At 46.1% G+C, this 17,111-nt stretch carries 13 protein-coding genes; 5 read left to right on the forward strand and 8 right to left on the reverse strand.

Going from position 1 to position 17,111, the window contains the following annotated elements; translation table 11 throughout:
* The first annotated feature begins 8 nt into the window (after positions 1–8).
* The 3 genes from C4S60_RS13225 to C4S60_RS13235 all read left to right on the forward strand — a co-directional run bounded on the left by C4S60_RS13225 (position 9) and on the right by C4S60_RS13235 (position 2,946).
* Positions 9–668: a pyridoxamine 5'-phosphate oxidase family protein gene (locus C4S60_RS13225; protein ID WP_103880828.1), complete on the forward strand. Its 660-nt coding sequence runs from the start codon at positions 9–11 to the stop codon at positions 666–668.
* A gap of 439 nt (positions 669–1,107) precedes the next feature.
* Positions 1,108–2,175 (forward strand): acyltransferase, encoded by a 1,068-nt coding sequence (locus tag C4S60_RS13230; protein WP_103880829.1) that lies wholly within the window; start codon positions 1,108–1,110, stop codon positions 2,173–2,175.
* Between the two features lie 42 nt (positions 2,176–2,217).
* Positions 2,218–2,946: a nitroreductase family protein gene (locus C4S60_RS13235; RefSeq protein WP_103880830.1), complete on the forward strand. Its 729-nt coding sequence runs from the start codon at positions 2,218–2,220 to the stop codon at positions 2,944–2,946.
* Between the two features lie 97 nt (positions 2,947–3,043).
* On the opposite strand, the gene C4S60_RS13240 is transcribed toward C4S60_RS13235, so the two are convergent.
* The 7 genes from C4S60_RS13240 to C4S60_RS13270 form a co-directional block, all read right to left on the reverse strand.
* Positions 3,044–4,192 (reverse strand): iron-containing alcohol dehydrogenase, encoded by a 1,149-nt coding sequence (locus C4S60_RS13240; RefSeq protein ID WP_103880831.1) that lies wholly within the window; start codon positions 4,190–4,192, stop codon positions 3,044–3,046.
* Positions 4,193–4,240: 48 nt separating this feature from the next.
* Complete coding sequence (locus C4S60_RS13245) at positions 4,241–4,891, reverse strand: L-fuculose-phosphate aldolase (protein ID WP_103880832.1); 651 nt, start codon at positions 4,889–4,891, stop codon at positions 4,241–4,243.
* Positions 4,892–4,903: 12 nt separating this feature from the next.
* Positions 4,904–5,338, reverse strand: a complete 435-nt coding sequence (fucU, locus tag C4S60_RS13250) for an L-fucose mutarotase (protein WP_103880833.1) — start codon at positions 5,336–5,338, stop codon at positions 4,904–4,906.
* On the reverse strand, positions 5,331–6,779 hold the full coding sequence (gene fucK / locus C4S60_RS13255) for an L-fuculokinase (protein ID WP_103880834.1): 1,449 nt from the start codon (positions 6,777–6,779) through the stop codon (positions 5,331–5,333). The genes fucU and fucK overlap by 8 nt, the downstream gene beginning before the upstream one ends.
* Before the next feature lie 58 nt (positions 6,780–6,837).
* Positions 6,838–8,586: an L-fucose isomerase gene (locus tag C4S60_RS13260; RefSeq protein ID WP_103880835.1), complete on the reverse strand. Its 1,749-nt coding sequence runs from the start codon at positions 8,584–8,586 to the stop codon at positions 6,838–6,840.
* A gap of 66 nt (positions 8,587–8,652) precedes the next feature.
* Positions 8,653–9,954, reverse strand: a complete 1,302-nt coding sequence (fucP, locus tag C4S60_RS13265) for an L-fucose:H+ symporter permease (protein WP_103880836.1) — start codon at positions 9,952–9,954, stop codon at positions 8,653–8,655.
* 59 nt (positions 9,955–10,013) lie between these two features.
* A complete protein-coding gene (locus C4S60_RS13270) occupies positions 10,014–10,700 on the reverse strand; it encodes a DeoR/GlpR family DNA-binding transcription regulator (protein ID WP_103880837.1) in 687 nt (228 codons plus the stop codon).
* Between the two features lie 655 nt (positions 10,701–11,355).
* Here C4S60_RS13270 and C4S60_RS13275 point away from each other — a divergent pair.
* Both C4S60_RS13275 and C4S60_RS13280 read left to right on the forward strand, forming a co-directional pair.
* Entirely contained in the window at positions 11,356–11,829 is a 474-nt protein-coding gene (locus tag C4S60_RS13275; RefSeq protein WP_103880838.1) for a Dps family protein, read from the forward strand.
* Between the two features lie 501 nt (positions 11,830–12,330).
* Positions 12,331–16,203, forward strand: a complete 3,873-nt coding sequence (locus C4S60_RS13280) for an Ig-like domain-containing protein (RefSeq protein WP_244183097.1) — start codon at positions 12,331–12,333, stop codon at positions 16,201–16,203.
* Between the two features lie 227 nt (positions 16,204–16,430).
* On the opposite strand, the gene C4S60_RS13285 is transcribed toward C4S60_RS13280, so the two are convergent.
* Positions 16,431–17,087, reverse strand: coding sequence for a GntR family transcriptional regulator (locus C4S60_RS13285; protein WP_160111363.1), 657 nt, complete (start codon positions 17,085–17,087; stop codon positions 16,431–16,433).
* Positions 17,088–17,111: the final 24 nt, after the last annotated feature.

Genomic DNA, 17,111 nt, shown 5'->3' on the forward strand with positions numbered 1-17,111 from the left:
AGATCACCATGTTATCAGGCACAGAGCGGACGAAAATAAAAAAAGGTAATCACAAAGCGGTGTTCGACACACAAGCACTTTACGACATTATTGATGAAGCACTGATAGCTCATATCGCCATCAATGACGACAATCACCCCGTGGTGATTCCCATGCTTGCATGGCGATTAGATAACAAAGTCTATGTTCATGGGGCAAAGAATAGTCGCCTGATTAAGTCGTTAAAGTCAGGAAAATCAACCTGTCTGACTTTCACTCTTTTTGACGGTTGGGTATTGGCACGGTCCGCATTTCATCACAGTGCACACTATCGAAGCGCGATGGTGTTCGGGCAATTTGAGGCCATTGAGTCACACCATGATAAGGATAGAGTGCTCAACCATTTTATTGAGCACATTGCCCCCGGGAGAACACAAGAGGTTCGCTTAAGCAATGACAAAGAACTGTCTGCAACAGACGTACTGGCCATCGAATTGAGAGAAACTTCGGTAAAGATCGGTCGTCACGGTGTTAACGATGACAAAGACGATCTCGACCTGCGCGTTTGGGCGGGCATACTTCCCTATAGAACGGTTATTGGCCCACTGCAACCATGTGACGATCTGAATCTGGAAATATCAGAACCAGACTATTCTCAAGCCTATGGTGATCGCTGGCATCGTTATTAGCAGATTGAACATCAATTAAAACATAGGGATACATTCATAGCTGCTGGACGATACAGCAAAAAAAAAAAGCGGTTCCTTTAACGGGAACCGCTGAGACTGAAAATATGGATACACGATGCATCTATCAATCAAGATTTAGAATGACACTCTAAATAAATTACAAGCTTAAGGTACCAAAGCATTACAACGCTTTGATGGTGAGTACATTAACGCTGTTCATCACCAGCCGCAAAATAGGTCATATCAGCAATGCTGATACTTGATTCCGTACTCTTGTCAGAAAACGCTTTTCTTCTTTGGCCTTTTTGCGATGAGCTACAAATTGTTTCAATTTCCTAAGCAATCCAGATGCGTTTTTTGACTTTAAACACCCTTATATGCATGAGAAATGCTAATGTTGGCTCAAGATTACTTTAGTAGAAAGGCCACCTAGCCCAACATGCCAACGCCCCAAAAAATCGCCAGTTTTGAATTCGCCCGCGTCATTGCGCTTATCGCTATCATCAGCATCCACTGTCAACTATTTATGGACTATGGGTTTATCAACGAAGAGCCCTGGCTAAACTATATCACCAACCAATTGGCGCGATTTGCTGTTCCGGTGTTCTTCCTCATCGCCGGTTATCTGATATATCCAAAACTCAATGACCAGCCCTATCAGACAGCCAAAAGCTACGGCCTGCCATTGATGTTGATATGGGTAGTATGGAGCATTATCTGCCTGGTATCGCCCTTTAATCTAGGGATTGTGGCTGAGCATGGCTATCTCGCGGAACGTCAGGGATACTGGAACTACCTCATGCAAAACCCTATAAATACCCTGTTTGAGGGCGGGTTAGTGCATCTATGGTTCATCCCGTCGCTGGCACTTGCCGTACTGATGATCGCATGGTTTGTCGACAACAGATGTCGTTCACTGTTACTGCCATTTGCCGCCATATTCTATATCTACGGACTAATGGCCGGCAGCTATCAGGTTGTCACTGGGGTCGAAACCCCCATATTCACTAGAAATGGACCATTTTTCAGTTTTCTGATGGTCTCTATTGGATTTGAAGCCCGCCGTAGAAACTGGTCAATGACATCAGCTCAGGCACTGGCACTGGCTTTGGTTGGAATGGCGATGCACTTTGCCGAAGCCTACTTCCTCCATGGCCAAGGACAAATCTTCAATATGAATGATTTTTTGCTTGGCACCGCTCTTTGGGGGGCGGGGCTGTTCTTCTGGTTACTGCGTAACCCCAATTTTGGTGGCCATAAAATCTGGCTAACGTTGGCAAAGTGGGTGCTCCCTATTTACGTTGTGCATCTGCTTATCACCATCTACATGAATAACGTCGCTGGAATTGTCGGCGTCTCGACTATTTCCCGAGATACCATCGTATTTTTTGGGACCATCATAGGCTCGGGCGTATTGGTCTATCTACTTGAAAAGACACCATTCTCTTTTGCCAACCTTCGTCAAATCAAACTAACGCGTCGGCGTGTTACTTGTCGCGAGACCTGATACCTGATAGAAAGACACTCAAATGAGTAATCCGGTATCATCATGACAGAACTTTCAAGCCTGGAGCAGCTTCTCAGCTCTCGCCGATCGGTGCGTAAATACGATCAAAATGCGAAGTTTGACCATAACGCGGTACAAAGAGCACTGGAAAATGCTACGTTAAGCCCCAACAGCAGTAACATGCAGATGTGGGCTTTTCATCGTGTCATCAGTGCCGAGAAGCGTTCACAACTCAGTGAGATCTGCATGGGCCAAAATGCTGCTAAGACCTCGAATGAGTTAGTGGTGGTCACGGTTACGCCCGACATATGGAAACAACGGGCAAAAATGAATGCGGACGTGGTCAGAGCTAACTTCGCCGGGCGTGAAGAGGACGAGATCTCTAAACGCGCGTTCAAGTACTACGACAAGCTCATTCCCATGGTGTACAACAACGATCGCTTCGGCATTCGCGGTATCGCTCGTAAACTGTACAGTCTTTGGTTAGGCCGTAATAAACCCATGGTTCGTGAAGTCAGCAAAGAAGATGTTCGAGTCTGCCTGCATAAAAGTGCGTCACTGGCAGCCATGACTTTTATGCTGTCGATGCGTGAGCAGGGATACGACACCTGCCCAATGGAAGGCTTCGATTCTGTGCGAGCCAAACAGTTATTAGAACTAGGCGACAACGACGAAATCACCATGATCATCAGTTGCGGTGTCAGAACCGAAGAAGGCATTTATGGAAACCGCCACCGCGTGGCCAGCGATGAGGTTATTTTTACTCACTAAGTTAGTATAATGTAGTGACTTTAGAGCATTGAAAAGGTCTGGCGTAGGTGCCAGACCTTTCGTTTATCAGACCGCCATATTAATGGGGGCACATTCGTCAGAGCGCGGAAGTGTATAAGCCGTATACTTCCTCAGGCGTTAGAGTACGCGGATTCCCCCCCATACACACATCGTCCATCGCTTTTTGAACCCAACCATCAATATCAGCAGTCTCAATACCCAGACTGGTGAAACCACTGGGTATGCCCACTTCACTCGACAGTTTCCTAATCAATTCCACGGCCAACTCGGCAGCACCGCGGTCATCGAGGCGACTAGTATCGCCGCCCATCGCCTCCGCCACAGGTCGGTAGGCAACCGGAGCGGTTTGTGCGTTCAACGCGCTGACATGGGGAAGTAAAATTGCATTACAGACGCCATGGGGAAGGTTATGGGTTGCTGAAGGCTGATGTGACAGAGCATGAACGGCCCCCAACCCCGCTGAATTGAATGACATTCCCGCCAAGAACTGCGCATCAGCCAATGCGGCCCGAGCCTCCATATTGTTGCCGTCTTTCACCGCGACTGGCAACCATTGGGCAATGAGTTTCACCGCTTCCAGAGCTGTTGGCAAAGTGAGCCTGTGTGCACCCGGGGTTACTATCGACTCAATGGCATGCGTCAGCGCATCCATCCCTGTCGCCGCTGTCACCGATGCTGGCAAACCGACCATCAAGGACGGATCATTCACCGCAACATTGGGGATCTGTTTGGTATCCACCAATACCATTTTGACGTGGTTCACTTCATCTGTGATGACGGAGTTCGATGTCATCTCCGCCGCCGTGCCTGCCGTGGTGTTGATGGCAATGAAGAAAGCACCTTCATTTTTGACCAAGCCTACGCCATTGTACTCCGTGATGGGACCATCGTTCGAAGCAACAATACGAATCGCCTTGGCACAATCTATTGGGCTACCGCCACCGACAGCAATGAAGCAATCACAGTGGTTGTCCTGATAAAACTTCAAGCCAACATCCACGAGCTTGACGGTTGGGTTGGGCGTTACCTGGTCAAAGGTGACGTAATCGAAACCTTTACTGTCGAGCGCCGCATACAAAGACTCCAGGATGCCGAGCTCAATCAGGTTCTTGTCAGTGACTATCATCGCCTTTTTTACTGGCTGCGCATCCAGCACTGCAACAGACTCCTCCACGGCCCCTACGCCAGACAGAGAAAGCTTGGGTAAATTTAATGCAAACACCATAACTACACTCTCCTTACGGGCCCGATGTTATCGAGCCCAATTCACCAATTACTTTTCCACACGAAGGCCGTATGTCTTGAACTTATCAAGCACTCGGTTCATTTCTTGAGCTGGAAGCACCGCTACGCTTTGCTGCACCGCTGCACACTTCAAATACAGCTCTGCCAGCACTTCTGTTTCGTGTGCCAACCACAGTGCTTTTTTGAGATTGTCACCCACAGTGATCATGCCATGATGCTGAAGCAGAATAGACTTGCTTTGACGGATACCCTTATCTACGAAATCAGCCAACTCAGGAGAACCAAAAGTAGCGTAAGGAACGCAAGGTATTTCATTCGTGCCCGATGCTGCAACCATATAGTGGATCGCCTGGATTGGACGATTGAGTATAGATACTGCTGTCGCGTTGATCGCGTGATTATGTACAACGGCATGGCAATCCTCTCGGGCCTGATAGCAAGTTAAGTGAAAAGCCCATTCACTCGAAGGGATTTTGCCTTCTTCGAATTCGCCCTCTCCACTTACGTAGACAATATGCTCGGGTGTGAGTTTGTCGTATTCAATACCGGTTGGTGTAATGAGCATCCCGCCTTCATAGCGAGCAGAAACATTTCCCGCGGTACCTTGATTCAGACCCAGTCTGGTCATTTCTAAACAGGTATCGATGATCTCTTGTGCTAATTCTTGTCTTAGTGTCATTGTATGGATTCCTTAAACTGGCGTGACGCCTTTCTTTAAAATAATATTGCCGTATTTCGCGACTTCACCGGTGAGGACCACCGCAAAGCACTTCTCAACTCGCTCATAGAACGCAAAACGTTCCATACGCTCCAGAGCAGGCACTGTATTTGTGTGAGGCGTAATGGCGGCCATGTACTTCGCTTCTACACCAGGATCGAGTTCATCCCCTTCGACCGCCTGCATCATGACCAATGGACATTCACAATACGCATCCAGCTCAAATAACGGCAGGGTTCCACCCAGTAGTGTGTCTATGTTGACGCCATCCGCTCTCAGAACCACATTTTTGCCGAACGTCTCTGCCGGGAAATGTGCATCGGCAAATAGAATCTCATCGCCATGTCCCATTCGGCTCAGAACCGCCAACAGCTCGGGACTTATTGCTGGGTGTATTCCTTTAAGCATCTTGCCTCTCCTTATTCAGTTCGGCATAGTCAACCTGCCCTTTCGAAGGGGTAACCACTTGATAACCGGGTTTCATCCATTCCTGCGCCTGACAGGCATCTATAAACACACCTGACCCACCCAATGCATACATAGCCGCTCCCGTCACTGTCGCTTCTGGTTGATCAACAACGTGGATGGGTATGCCCGTGACATCGGCTCGAATTTGATTCCAGAGCTTATTTCTGGAACCACCCCCTACGACCATCAGGAACTCGTTATTCAGGTGACAGGTGTTGGAGAGCGAGTCCAAACTGGTTTTGAGCTGAAACGCCAAACCTTCAAGGGCAGCACGATAAATTTCACCTCTTGTTGTATTTATTGATAAGCCAGTAATACCACCATTGCCTTTACCTGTTGCATCCAGCAAGAACGAAGGGTTAAATCTCACACCATTACAACCAATTGGCGCAGCCTCGCCTTCGGCGACCATAATTGCGTATTTGTTGTCACTGTTTTTGATGTCTGAAAAATAGGTATTCGCCACCCATTCCATCACTGCACTGGATAGCCATTGGATCGCTGGATTAAACAAACCATTTTTGGCATCAAGTTCGGTTGTCATCCCATCTTTCAAGTAGTCCGGGTGTAGGGTTGGACGGGGTGAGCGTGCCATTAAAATTTCCCAGGTACCCGAGCTCAAAAAAGGCTGATTTTCTTTTACACCGGAGGCAAACAGGGCAAACTGTGTATCATGCCCGGCAGAAACAACCGGGGTTTTAGCAGGGATACCGAGCAAAAACGCAATGTCTTCTTTTAGTGTCCCAACGATCTCTCCGGCTTCCACCATTGGAGGGAAATGGGATCGGTTTAACTCAAGATACTGCAGTACACCTTCATTCCAATCACCGGTGTCCAGATCGGTCATCATTGATGTTCCGGCCATGGTGCGATCAGTCGTCCATACTCCGGTTAATTTCTGATTGAGCATGGATGAGATAAACACCCATTTATCCATGTTTTTGTAGACTTTCGGCTCATTTTCTTTCAGCCATTTGAGCTTGAAAAGGGTATTAAATGAGTAGTCCCCTACTCCATTGGCTAAATACAGTTCGTCACGATCGAGATCCTGTGATACCTGCTCAATTACCGTTGACGTTCGAGAGCATTTCCAGGAAATAACCGGATAGATCTGTTGCCCCTCTTTATCAAAAGGTGCACCGTCTACGCCAAAGGTGGTGACTGAAACTGCTACAATGTCCGTTGAGTTGATTTGCGCCGTCACCGTTTTGGCACAATCAACGAGCTTTCGCCAAATCTGTTGGAAGTCCCAAACGTGTTGAGTCCCATTTTGTATCGTTTCATTAGATACATAGTGTGAAGCGACAATGTCACCTTTTTGGTCAACCGCAATAGCGCGGACATTGGTGGCTCCACAATCAAGAATTAAAGCAATCGACATAACTTACCTCTTTCAAACGCCCACCCAACTTTGGGTGGGCAAAACCGATTCGTTTTCGTTATTTGTAGAGAGGACCAAAATTCTGACAAGCTCGATAATCCTGACCTTCAACATCCTGACCAAAGGCAGACCATGTGTGAGGACGGAATACGTCTTTACTATCTACATTGTGCATAGAAACAGGAATACGAAGCATGGCTGCGAGCGCGATCAAATCCGCTCCGACGTGGCCAGAGGTAATCACACAGTGGTTCGCGCCCCAATTCGCCATAACGTCATAGACCGACTTGAATGCACCTTCCCCGGTCAGGCGCGGTACAAACCAAGTGGTAGGCCAGGTTGCGTTGGTACGTTCATTCAGGATGTGATGCACATCTTCAGGTAGCTCAATGGACTGGCCTTCCGCAATCTGGAGTACCGGACCAAGCCCCGCAATGATATTAACGCGATGCATGGTAAACGGCATGCCACCTTCAGTTAGGAACTGGGAAGAGAAGCCGCCCCCGCGGAAGTACTCTTCAATCGCAGGACACCATTTGGTCGCATTGAGTGACGCCTCAACGTCTGCCTGGGTAAGTTCCCAGTGAGGTTTCATTGTCGGTTTGCCGCCCGCATTCTTTGCTTTACCAGCCCCATCAAGTGCTGCAGAGCCTGAGTTCACCAGATGGAGGAACCCTGATTCTGGTCGAGAACCTGTTACTCGCTCTACGGCGTCTTCTGACCAATACGTTCGTACATCATGGAAGACCTGAGCCTCACCAGTCAAAAGCTTACCGAACAGCATGTTGACACCATTCAACGCATCGTTTTCTGTTGCGACGCATACCGGTTCACGGATCCCGTTCCAGTCAAATGACGAATTCAGAATCGCTTCCGAGAAGTCACCATTCGGAAGATGGTCTGTCCAATGACGTTGTCCCTGGAAGCCCGCTAGGATGGCGTTGTGGCCCAGCGACTCTTCGCCGAAGCCTTGCTCAGCTAACTTAGGATTGCCCTGCATAAGATCTCGCATGATCATCGTCATCTTAATGACTGTGTCCCAATCTTGCGCTTTACGCTCTTCAGTGAAAGGCGTTCCGTTGTAATCTTTACCCTCTTTACACCAATCTCTTACCCAAGCGCTCGCAAGTTCGAACTCTTGTTTGTCATACACTTCACGATCCAGACGACGCTTGATTTCCGTCATATCGACATATTCATTGCGCATACCCAAATATTTTTGGAAGAATTCGGGGTTAACAACCGAGCCAGCGATACCCATGGACACTGAGCCCATTGACAGATAAGACTTACCACGCATCGATGCTACCGCTAATCCGGCACGACAAAAACGCAGGATCTTTTCCTGTACATCCGTTGGTATAGATTCATCATCCGCATCCTGGACTTCTTTGCCATAAATCGAAAATGCAGGAAGACCAACTTGAGAGTGTCCTGCCATCGCGGCCGCAAGATAAACCGCTCCCGGACGTTCTGTACCATTAAAACCCCAGATGGCTTTCGGTGTATGTGGGTCCATGTCAATGGTCTCAGTACCGTAACACCAGCATGGTGTTACCGTTAGAACCAGTCCTACATTTTCACGTTTAAATTTCTCAGCTGTTGCCGCTGATTCCGCGACGCCACCAATGCATGTGTCAGCAATAACACATTCAACGTGGTCACCATTAGAGTGACGGATCTTCTCTTCAATAAAACAAGCAGCACGTTTTGCCATGTTCATGGTCTGCTCTTCCAGAGACTCTCTGACTCCCATTTGGCGTCCATCAATCGTAGGGCGAATACCAATTTTGACTAAGTTTGACATCTTATTATTCCTTATAGTTTTTTCTCTATGAGGGGCAATTAATAGCTGCCCCTCATCAGGTATTGATTATTTAACTTCGTAGCCTTTAAAGCCGTAGTAAACGAGGTAGATGAAACCGATAAGCGGCACGATGAATGCGGCACCAATACCCGCTGCGTCAGAAATTTGACCCATAATTGCAGTCAGCACCGCACCACCAAGAATGGCCATAATCAGGAAGCTGCCACCAAATTTAGAATCTGAGCCAAGGTCACGAAGAGACAAGCCGAAAATCGTCGGGAACATGAGTGACATACAAGCAGAGACACCCACTAGTGCATAGGCACCGGCAACACCGCCCACAAACATCACCATAGCGACAAAGACAGTGGCGATAGCAGCAAGAATGGCGAGTAGACGTTGCGGTTCAATGTGCTTCATAAGCGCCACGCAAACCCAACGCATTGCCGAGAAAATCACAATGGACGTCAACAAATAAGTCGACGCTTCAGCCTCAGTACCACCGACTTCTTGCATTACGTAACGAATGGTCCAGGACCAACAACCAATCTGCGCACCGACATAAAAGAACTGAGCAATCACGCCTTTGGTAAAGTGACTGCGTTTCACGATACGACTAAACGCTTGTCCAAATGTCGATTCACCATTTGCACTGGTATCTTTTGCTGCAGGCATCCTGGTTTTTAGAATTAGGAACCAGATAACAGCAATCACACAAGCAACCGCCAGATAAGGCATCATGACTGCGTAGAGTTCCTCAGATTGAATCTGAGACAGTTCCTCTACTGGCATGACTGCACGTTCAGCGTCTGTTGCGGGATTGAGCTGAGACAAAATGTAGAACTTACCAATTAAAACGCCGGTGATGGATCCAATTGGGTTGCAGGCTTGGGCGATATTCAAGCGTCGTGTCGCGGTTTCTTCCGGACCCATCGCCAAGATATAAGGGTTGGCACTGGTTTCTAATATCGACAGACCACCAGCCAATACGAATAACGCCAGTAGAAATGGCAGGTATTCCATAGCTTGTGCCGCTGGATAAAAGAGCAACGCACCAGTTGCGAATAACCCGAGACCCAGCAGTACACCAGCTTTATAACTAAAGCGTTGTATAAAAAGTGCAGCTGGTAAGGCCAAGCAGAAATAAGCACCATAGAATGCCGTTTGTACAAGGCCTGATTGCATGTCGGTCAAGGTAAATACTTTTCGGAACTGTGCAATAAGCACGTCCGTCATATTATTAGCCAGTCCCCACATTGCAAAGCAAGTACACAGAAGCCAAAAACCAAATTTAATTTCCTTTGGTATAACCTCTGCCTTATTTGAACCTTTTAATTCAGCTCTAGGTATATTTAAAGTATCAGACATAAGATATCCTTGTTTAATTTAAAATCAAACCATTGATTCACGTATTATTTGTGTGTTTTTTATAGATCAGTGATAACTGTATCGACAGAGTCACTTTCGCATATTTTTAATAAACTCTTCTTCTTAAACTTCGACTTATCAGCAATAAGAATTACTCGTTCAGAAATATCAATAAAGCTTTGCTTTATTTGATAGTTATACTCATTAGAGTCCCAAACCCCTGTTTCATAATCAAATCCAACACAAGAAAAAAAGCATACATCCACAGACATATTAGCAAGCGTTTTGATGGCTAATGGTCCGTAAAAACTACTGTATTTCTCGGAGTATGTTCCGCCAGTACATATGACTTTAATATTGCTCTTCCCTTCAAGAGCAATGACATTTTGTAGAGAATTAGTAATGATAGTGCAGTTTATGTCGGGTATTTTGCGAGCTAAACACCAACTTGAAGAACTGGCATCAAGACCTATTACCATACCCTCTTTAATATAATTCACTGCCTTATCTACTAGGAATTCCTTTTCTTTAAGAGAATCTCTTGACCTAGCACTAAATGACTGACCTTCGTCAATTTCCTGTACACTTACCGCACCACCATGCACTCTTTTTAGCGCCCCAGATTTATCTAGTTTTTTCAAATCACGACGAATTGTTTCAACAGAAACACTAAATGCTTCTGCCATTTCTTCAACTGAAACACTTCTTTGCTCGTTAACTAGATCAATAATCTGCCGACTTCTCATAAATGGCTACCCCTCTTGTCTGAACATTAATTTAGCAACGCCAGTCTGGCAAAACTGTGACCACCACCTCATGATGCCCGCATTTGCCCTTTTTATTAATATTATTGTGAACTATCGGTCATAAATGCCCGCTTTTAAAAATAACGGTCAAAAATTAGCGTTTTTAAATGACCATTTTCCAACATAATAGAAGAAAATCGGGCATCACACATTGAAGTCATCGAAAATAAACATATAAATAAACAATAAATTAACCATGTAGGTTGGTTGTATTTGAATGGCCACTCTAGATATTTCAACACAACTAAAGCTGATGATTTATAAGATTCTTATTTGTTTATTTTATTTATATAAATATTTTATTAATCAATATATTTGTATGACAGCATAAGAAATCCGTTTAGAAGTGGTAATTTTGGAATGAAGAACACGTTTTTGTGTTAGTTGCTCCATCATCAACGATATTAGTCACACTGATGCCGTTAACATAATGTAATCGATGAAATAATTGCTTTATGTTCTACGAGCTTCCTCAATGATCAATTGAGTTTACCTATCAATTCAATACTTACAATCGATTTTAACTAATAAAGTCAACACCCTATACTAGCCTCAACAACACAAGGTTCCACTTTGAATTTCGAGGACGGTCATCATGACAAACACTAACTTTATCGGACTAGACAAAACTGCATCAAACGCCATTGCTATTGAACTCAACCAATTGCTGGCCAACTATCAAGTGCTGTACATGAATACACGCGGCTATCATTGGAACATTAAAGGCGAGCAGTTTTTTGAGCTGCACGTGAAGTTTGAAGAGATCTACACCGATCTGCAGACCAAAATCGATGAGCTGGCAGAGCGTATTCTGACCATTGGTCACACACCGGACCACAGTTTCAGCCGATACCTGGAGTTGAGTGCCATTGAGGAGCATCAAAATGCCTTCAGAGGTAAAGAGTGTGTCTCGGGGTTAGTAAACGGTTTTTCAGTATTGATTGGCAAGCAAAGGGAAATTCTTGAGCAAGCGGGTGAAGCAAGCGACGAAGGAACCGCTGCGCTCATGGGTGACTACATTCGAGAGCAAGAAAAGTTGCTTTGGATGCTAAACGCTTATCTGCAATAAGCGCAATTTCGACAAACAGTGGTGCACAAGCGCCACTGTTTCGCTTCTCTATAGACTCACTGGCCTCTCTTTGCACCAACAAACATAATGTTGTCCTCATGAACATAATAGCCATCAGGCCAATGCGATTTAGGGTAATGATATTGTTGAGACTCCATAATACTCACCAACCCGGACAACCTGACACCGGATTGTCAGTGCCAGAGAATTCCCCTGCGTACGCCACGCCTGATACAATGGCGAACAATCCTATCCAATACTTCATCCCTGCACCTCTTGAATATCACTGAGATCATCAATGTTATGTTAATGGCTGAAAATTGCTGTAATAACAGATCAAGAATTGTCACCTCTTCTGCCGCGATGGTAAACGCCACACAATCGGAACCAACATCACGCATTTAAAGAACGACGTACGTCGCAAAAACTGAAACAAAAATATGCAACCAATTGTTATTGTACTAGTTACTTATGGGTAATTAACTCTAGAAGGGATAAACAATGAGCTCTCTGATTTGGAAAGGATTTCTCAGGTATATGCTCGCATGCTTACTAATCACATTAGGAATTGCGGGTTGCAATAATGATTCAAACGACGCTGAAATCAAATCAAGTCACAACCATACATTTGCCTATAACCTGTCAAATAAGACTGATGATACCCCACTCTCAAACCTCGAAGTCAATTTCGTCTTCGACGTCACCAATCAACCCGAGGATTTCACTGTCACCATCAAGGACGTTTTGGGTAGGGAGGTTGCAGGATACAAAAGTGGCGGATTTTATCAAAACAATATTGTGCTAGTGCCAAAATCAGGAATTGTCCCTCTTTCCATTGACGTATCCAATGTTCTTTCTGCCAGTGATGCGACGGGTATTTTGACTATAATCACGCATGGACGAGGCTTTTTTTCCAACTCTAAGCGCTTAAACCTATCAAAAACGTCGGTAGAGAACAGCTATTGGGTCGAGGTTGTCCCTAAGTCCTCTAATGACTCCATTGCCACTTCCTACGCCGAACAAACAATTTCTCTGACAGGCTCTGCTGTCGCCAGCACAGCAGTCATTGTCACACCCGTTAAATCAACTTCTACCGTTGGCGGCAATATTCTCGATGGTGCCAGCGCAAGCCTAACCATTCCAGCAGGTACGTCACTGTTGGCCGCAGATGGCTCCGTCTTTGAGCCTATCGGAAATGTGACTGCATCGATTATGGTCTTCTCCGCTGATCCAAAAACAGTTTCCGGTGTAGACAACAACCCTCTCTATCTATTCCCGGGTGGACTATCACCAGAGAATCTGGACGGTGACTTGCCCGAAAATATAAATAGTTCGGAACTGACCTTTATATCCGCTGGTTTTGTTGCTATTGAACTTGAAGATTCCGCGGGGAATCAGGTTGCAGGATTTGAAGGCAACGGCGTAAACCTGACATTTGATGTACCAAAATCGACGATCAATCCAGAAACGGGAGCCGCACTCACCATAAACGATGCCTCTATTCCTGTTTGGAGCTATACAGATTCCAACGGGCGCTGGCGTTATGAAGGAGATGCCCCCATTGTAAGTGAGAACACAAACACCTTTACATTATCAAAAGAAATCAGTCACTTATCATACTACAACCTAGACTGGTATCGTTCAAACAGATGTAAACTAGAAATTGACGTTGTTGATCAAAATGGAGCACCCAACAATCAGAAACTCCGGCTCTCCTTCGCTAAAGAAGGTGGCGGATGGGCATATAAGCCGAGCGGATGGGGACCTAACCCTGAGAAACTGGAAATAAATCGCGTCCCCGCCTTCGCTGGGCATTTCGATCTCCTTGACAGTCAAAGCAACAGCCTGCTCGCCTCGATAGAAGTGGACGGCGAGGTCACACCTGTCTCTGATGAGGAAAGCGGACTTGACCTGACGGACTTTTGCTTTGGCGTATCCACCGACGAGACCAAAACGTTCAAAGCAACACTGAATATTACCAACCCGCCTCGAATCGACTTACAACCCAGTCTCACTCTCGCTTGCCCAATCGATACCGGCAGCACTTTAACGGCAACCTCCGGTCGATTTTACCTTTATTCAGGATATTCATACGAAATGTCCGGCGAAATTTCTGGAGAGACTATATCGCTCGATAATTTAATCGAAGACGCGCGCTATCGCCTCTACTACTATGGAAATCAGACTTGGGGCCAAGTTGAATTTACCGCCAGCGAAGGTCTCTCAAATATCCAACTGACATCGCTAGCAGCATGCGACAAAGTTAACCAAACCATCAATTCTCGCCTTGTTTGCCTTGACGATAACCAGTCTGTTGTCCGTCATAGATCCGCTCCTTCAGCATGGTACTGGATGTACAATCGCGACTACTCCCACTATTTGTGGGGGCAAACGAATGAAGAGGGGACAGCACAAGAGGCGCGCGTTGTAGACACAGTGCAATATGAAGGTTCAGCCTATATCCGACTAGATAATAGATACTACTGGGGCACCCGAAAAACCGTGACGGGTAGCGCTGGACAAAACATTGTATTCGATATTTCGTTGCCTTCTGACAACGCATTCTGTACTGAAGAATTAACCATTGATTACGATACCACCTCTATCTCGGGCTCTCCTTTAACTGCGCTGGCGAACGGAAGCAGTACCATTACGATTACCGTTCAGGAACGCAACCAATTCGGTGAAGCAAGATCCGAAAATAGTGGTGTGTTGGCGCTGATCGCAGCACCATCGGCAGGCGTTTCAATCACGAACATTCAATCAATGGGAGATGGTACCTATACCGCTTTAGTTTCATCTAACAAAGTACAATCTGTCACCATTTCAGGCACTATTGACGATAATCCATTGGGAGGAAACGTCACGTTATCATTTACTCCGGTGGTCGACATTGCAAATTCGACATGGACACTGAATCAATCATCAGCCTCTGCTGATGGAACAGATTCAATAACAGCAACACTGCAGCTTGTGGACATGGAAGGCAATAATTACACCAGTTCTGCTGGCACTCTGGAAATTACGCCACCAGCCAATCTTTCAACCTCTGCTGTAACTGATAACCAGGATGGCACCTACCAATTCTCCATGACAAGTTTGGTTGCTGGTGACTATGAAGTTGAAGCGACCATTGGCTCAAATTCTATTACCCAAAAAGCGTCTGCTAATTTTTCAGCAGCGGTCAGTTTGAGTAATTCTACGGTCGAAGCGAGCACCAGTTCGATTAATGCAGATGGTTCATCTGCCTCAGTCATCACGGTGACTCTCAGAGATTATGCAGGAAATGCGTTTGTTCCCACCTCGGGTAATATCACGTTGAATGCATCGGGATCTGCAAATACTTCCACACCTCAAAGTAGCAGTGATGGGATCTACACCAGCAGTGTGACTTCAACGCAATCTGGCTCCGAGACCATTACTGCCAAACTGGGATCGCAAACCATTGGCAGCGTGTCAGTTGAATTCGTGCCCGCTTTCAGCGTATCGAACTCTAGCTTTACCTTAAGTTCGCAAAGTGTTGACGCTGATGGCTCCACGGCAAGTATTGCAACCATTGTGCTTAGAGATTTTGCCAACGAGATATATGTCCCTGGCAGTGGCACGGTTACGCTCTCTCATACTGGCACGGCAACGGTTCCTGTACCCAGTCACGACGGAAATGGTACTTATACCAGCAGTATTACTTCGAGTACGGCGGGCAGTGTTAACGTGACCGCCACGTTTGACTCTCAGGATATTGGTACTCTGTCTATCACCTTCAACGGCACTGGCCCCAGCGCCGATAACTCGACGGTGGCACTCGCTACTAGCGCTTTGGATATTGCAGATTCAACCTCTGTGACATTGGTACTCAAGACCTCTGATGGTCAAGATTATGGTCAGTCGGGAGGGACACTCGTGCTGGATTCGTCTCCGTCTGGGCTTTCATTCCAGAGCGTCACTGATAATGGTGATGGCAGTTACACAGCTACAGTGTCTTCCAGTAGTGTGGGCAACTACTCGGTATTGGCGGAAGTAGGAGGGCTCACACTTACAGCCTCCCCATCGATAACCTTCACTGAAGTAGATGCCACTGCGACTTCCCTATCTGCGACCAGTGTGTCGCAGAATATGGGAGAGACCAGTAACGTGACTTTGTCGGTGCGACAATCAGATAACTCCCTCGTCGGACACGGTAATCACATCATTACTTTGTCTGGCATCGCCCTGACTCTGGAGTTGGTCCGTGTTCAAACAACCGACAATAACGATGGTACCTACACGCTGGCTGTTACATGTAACAGTACCTATTCGGGTTCTCTGGACATCACGGTTGATGTGGATGCAAATAGTAATGTCGACACCTTGTCGATCATGTGCAGTAACAACTAGTAGGCTTTCCGTTTATCATCCGTCCCAATAACAACCGCCGTCACTCTCTACAATAAGAAAGAGTGGCGGCGATGGACGGGAACTAATAGCAAAGTGGTAGCAACGATTACCTTCACAAATCTCACCTACACCGGTTTGTTCGCACAGGCTTCATTACCGAGAGGTAGCTATAAAAAAGCCTTGAGCTGTTGGCTCAAGGCTAATGCATCGACTATCGCGGTTTAGGGCTATTTACCCAATACACAAGCATCAATCAATGATTTAATATCAAGAACATGCTTTTTGAGCATCGATTGCGCTTCGGCAATTTCACCGTCACTCAACATCTGATATATACGACGGTGGTCTTCCAGAATTTCAGCGTATGCGTCCTCAGTGCTTGTAAGGTGACTTCTGATTGCGCCGATGTGGAACTGCACCAACTGGTAACTCTTTTGCAGTAACGAGTTGTTGCAATACTTAAAGAACGACTCATGGAACTCACCATCAAGAAGCAAGAAAGCTTTGAAGTCCTTGTTCTTTAATTTGTGCTCCATTTTCACAATACTGATCTCCAGGCTTTCTAAAAAAGCTTGAGGTTCATTGCGCATAGATTCTTCAATGGCTATTGGCTCTAGATAGCTTCGAAAATTACATAACTCTACTATCGAAACTTCATCGGGCTGAAAGACGAAACTCCCTTTTTGAGGAATGATGTCGATTAGCCCTTCTTGCTTGAGTATAAACAGAGCCTCACGAACTGGCGTTTTACTGACACCAAAGGTTTCTGATAATGACGCTTCAGACAGTGGTTGGCCTAGCTTTAGTTCACCACTCACAATTGAATAGCGCAAGTTTTCGGCAACATTTTCCGTTAGACTTTTAGGTCGAGTGATGACTTTCAATCTCATTACCTCAATGATTAATTC

Source organism: Vibrio hangzhouensis (assembly GCF_900107935.1).
GTDB lineage: Bacteria > Pseudomonadota > Gammaproteobacteria > Enterobacterales > Vibrionaceae > Vibrio > Vibrio hangzhouensis.

What these genes read in the sequence shown, in the direction of transcription:
- fucU (WP_103880833.1), bottom strand. Translation starts at nt 5,338, where the DNA reads ATGCTTAAAGGAATACACCCAGCAATAAGTCCCGAGCTGTTGGCGGTT.
- C4S60_RS13280 (WP_244183097.1), top strand. Translation starts at nt 12,331, where the DNA reads ATGAGCTCTCTGATTTGGAAAGGATTTCTCAGGTATATGCTCGCATGC.
- fucP (WP_103880836.1), bottom strand. Translation starts at nt 9,954, where the DNA reads ATGTCTGATACTTTAAATATACCTAGAGCTGAATTAAAAGGTTCAAAT.
- C4S60_RS13240 (WP_103880831.1), bottom strand. Translation starts at nt 4,192, where the DNA reads ATGGTGTTTGCATTAAATTTACCCAAGCTTTCTCTGTCTGGCGTAGGG.
- C4S60_RS13235 (WP_103880830.1), top strand. Translation starts at nt 2,218, where the DNA reads ATGACAGAACTTTCAAGCCTGGAGCAGCTTCTCAGCTCTCGCCGATCG.
- fucK (WP_103880834.1), bottom strand. Translation starts at nt 6,779, where the DNA reads ATGTCGATTGCTTTAATTCTTGATTGTGGAGCCACCAATGTCCGCGCT.
- C4S60_RS13275 (WP_103880838.1), top strand. Translation starts at nt 11,356, where the DNA reads ATGACAAACACTAACTTTATCGGACTAGACAAAACTGCATCAAACGCC.
- C4S60_RS13245 (WP_103880832.1), bottom strand. Translation starts at nt 4,891, where the DNA reads ATGACACTAAGACAAGAATTAGCACAAGAGATCATCGATACCTGTTTA.
- C4S60_RS13270 (WP_103880837.1), bottom strand. Translation starts at nt 10,700, where the DNA reads ATGAGAAGTCGGCAGATTATTGATCTAGTTAACGAGCAAAGAAGTGTT.
- C4S60_RS13230 (WP_103880829.1), top strand. Translation starts at nt 1,108, where the DNA reads ATGCCAACGCCCCAAAAAATCGCCAGTTTTGAATTCGCCCGCGTCATT.
- C4S60_RS13225 (WP_103880828.1), top strand. Translation starts at nt 9, where the DNA reads ATGTTATCAGGCACAGAGCGGACGAAAATAAAAAAAGGTAATCACAAA.
- C4S60_RS13260 (WP_103880835.1), bottom strand. Translation starts at nt 8,586, where the DNA reads ATGTCAAACTTAGTCAAAATTGGTATTCGCCCTACGATTGATGGACGC.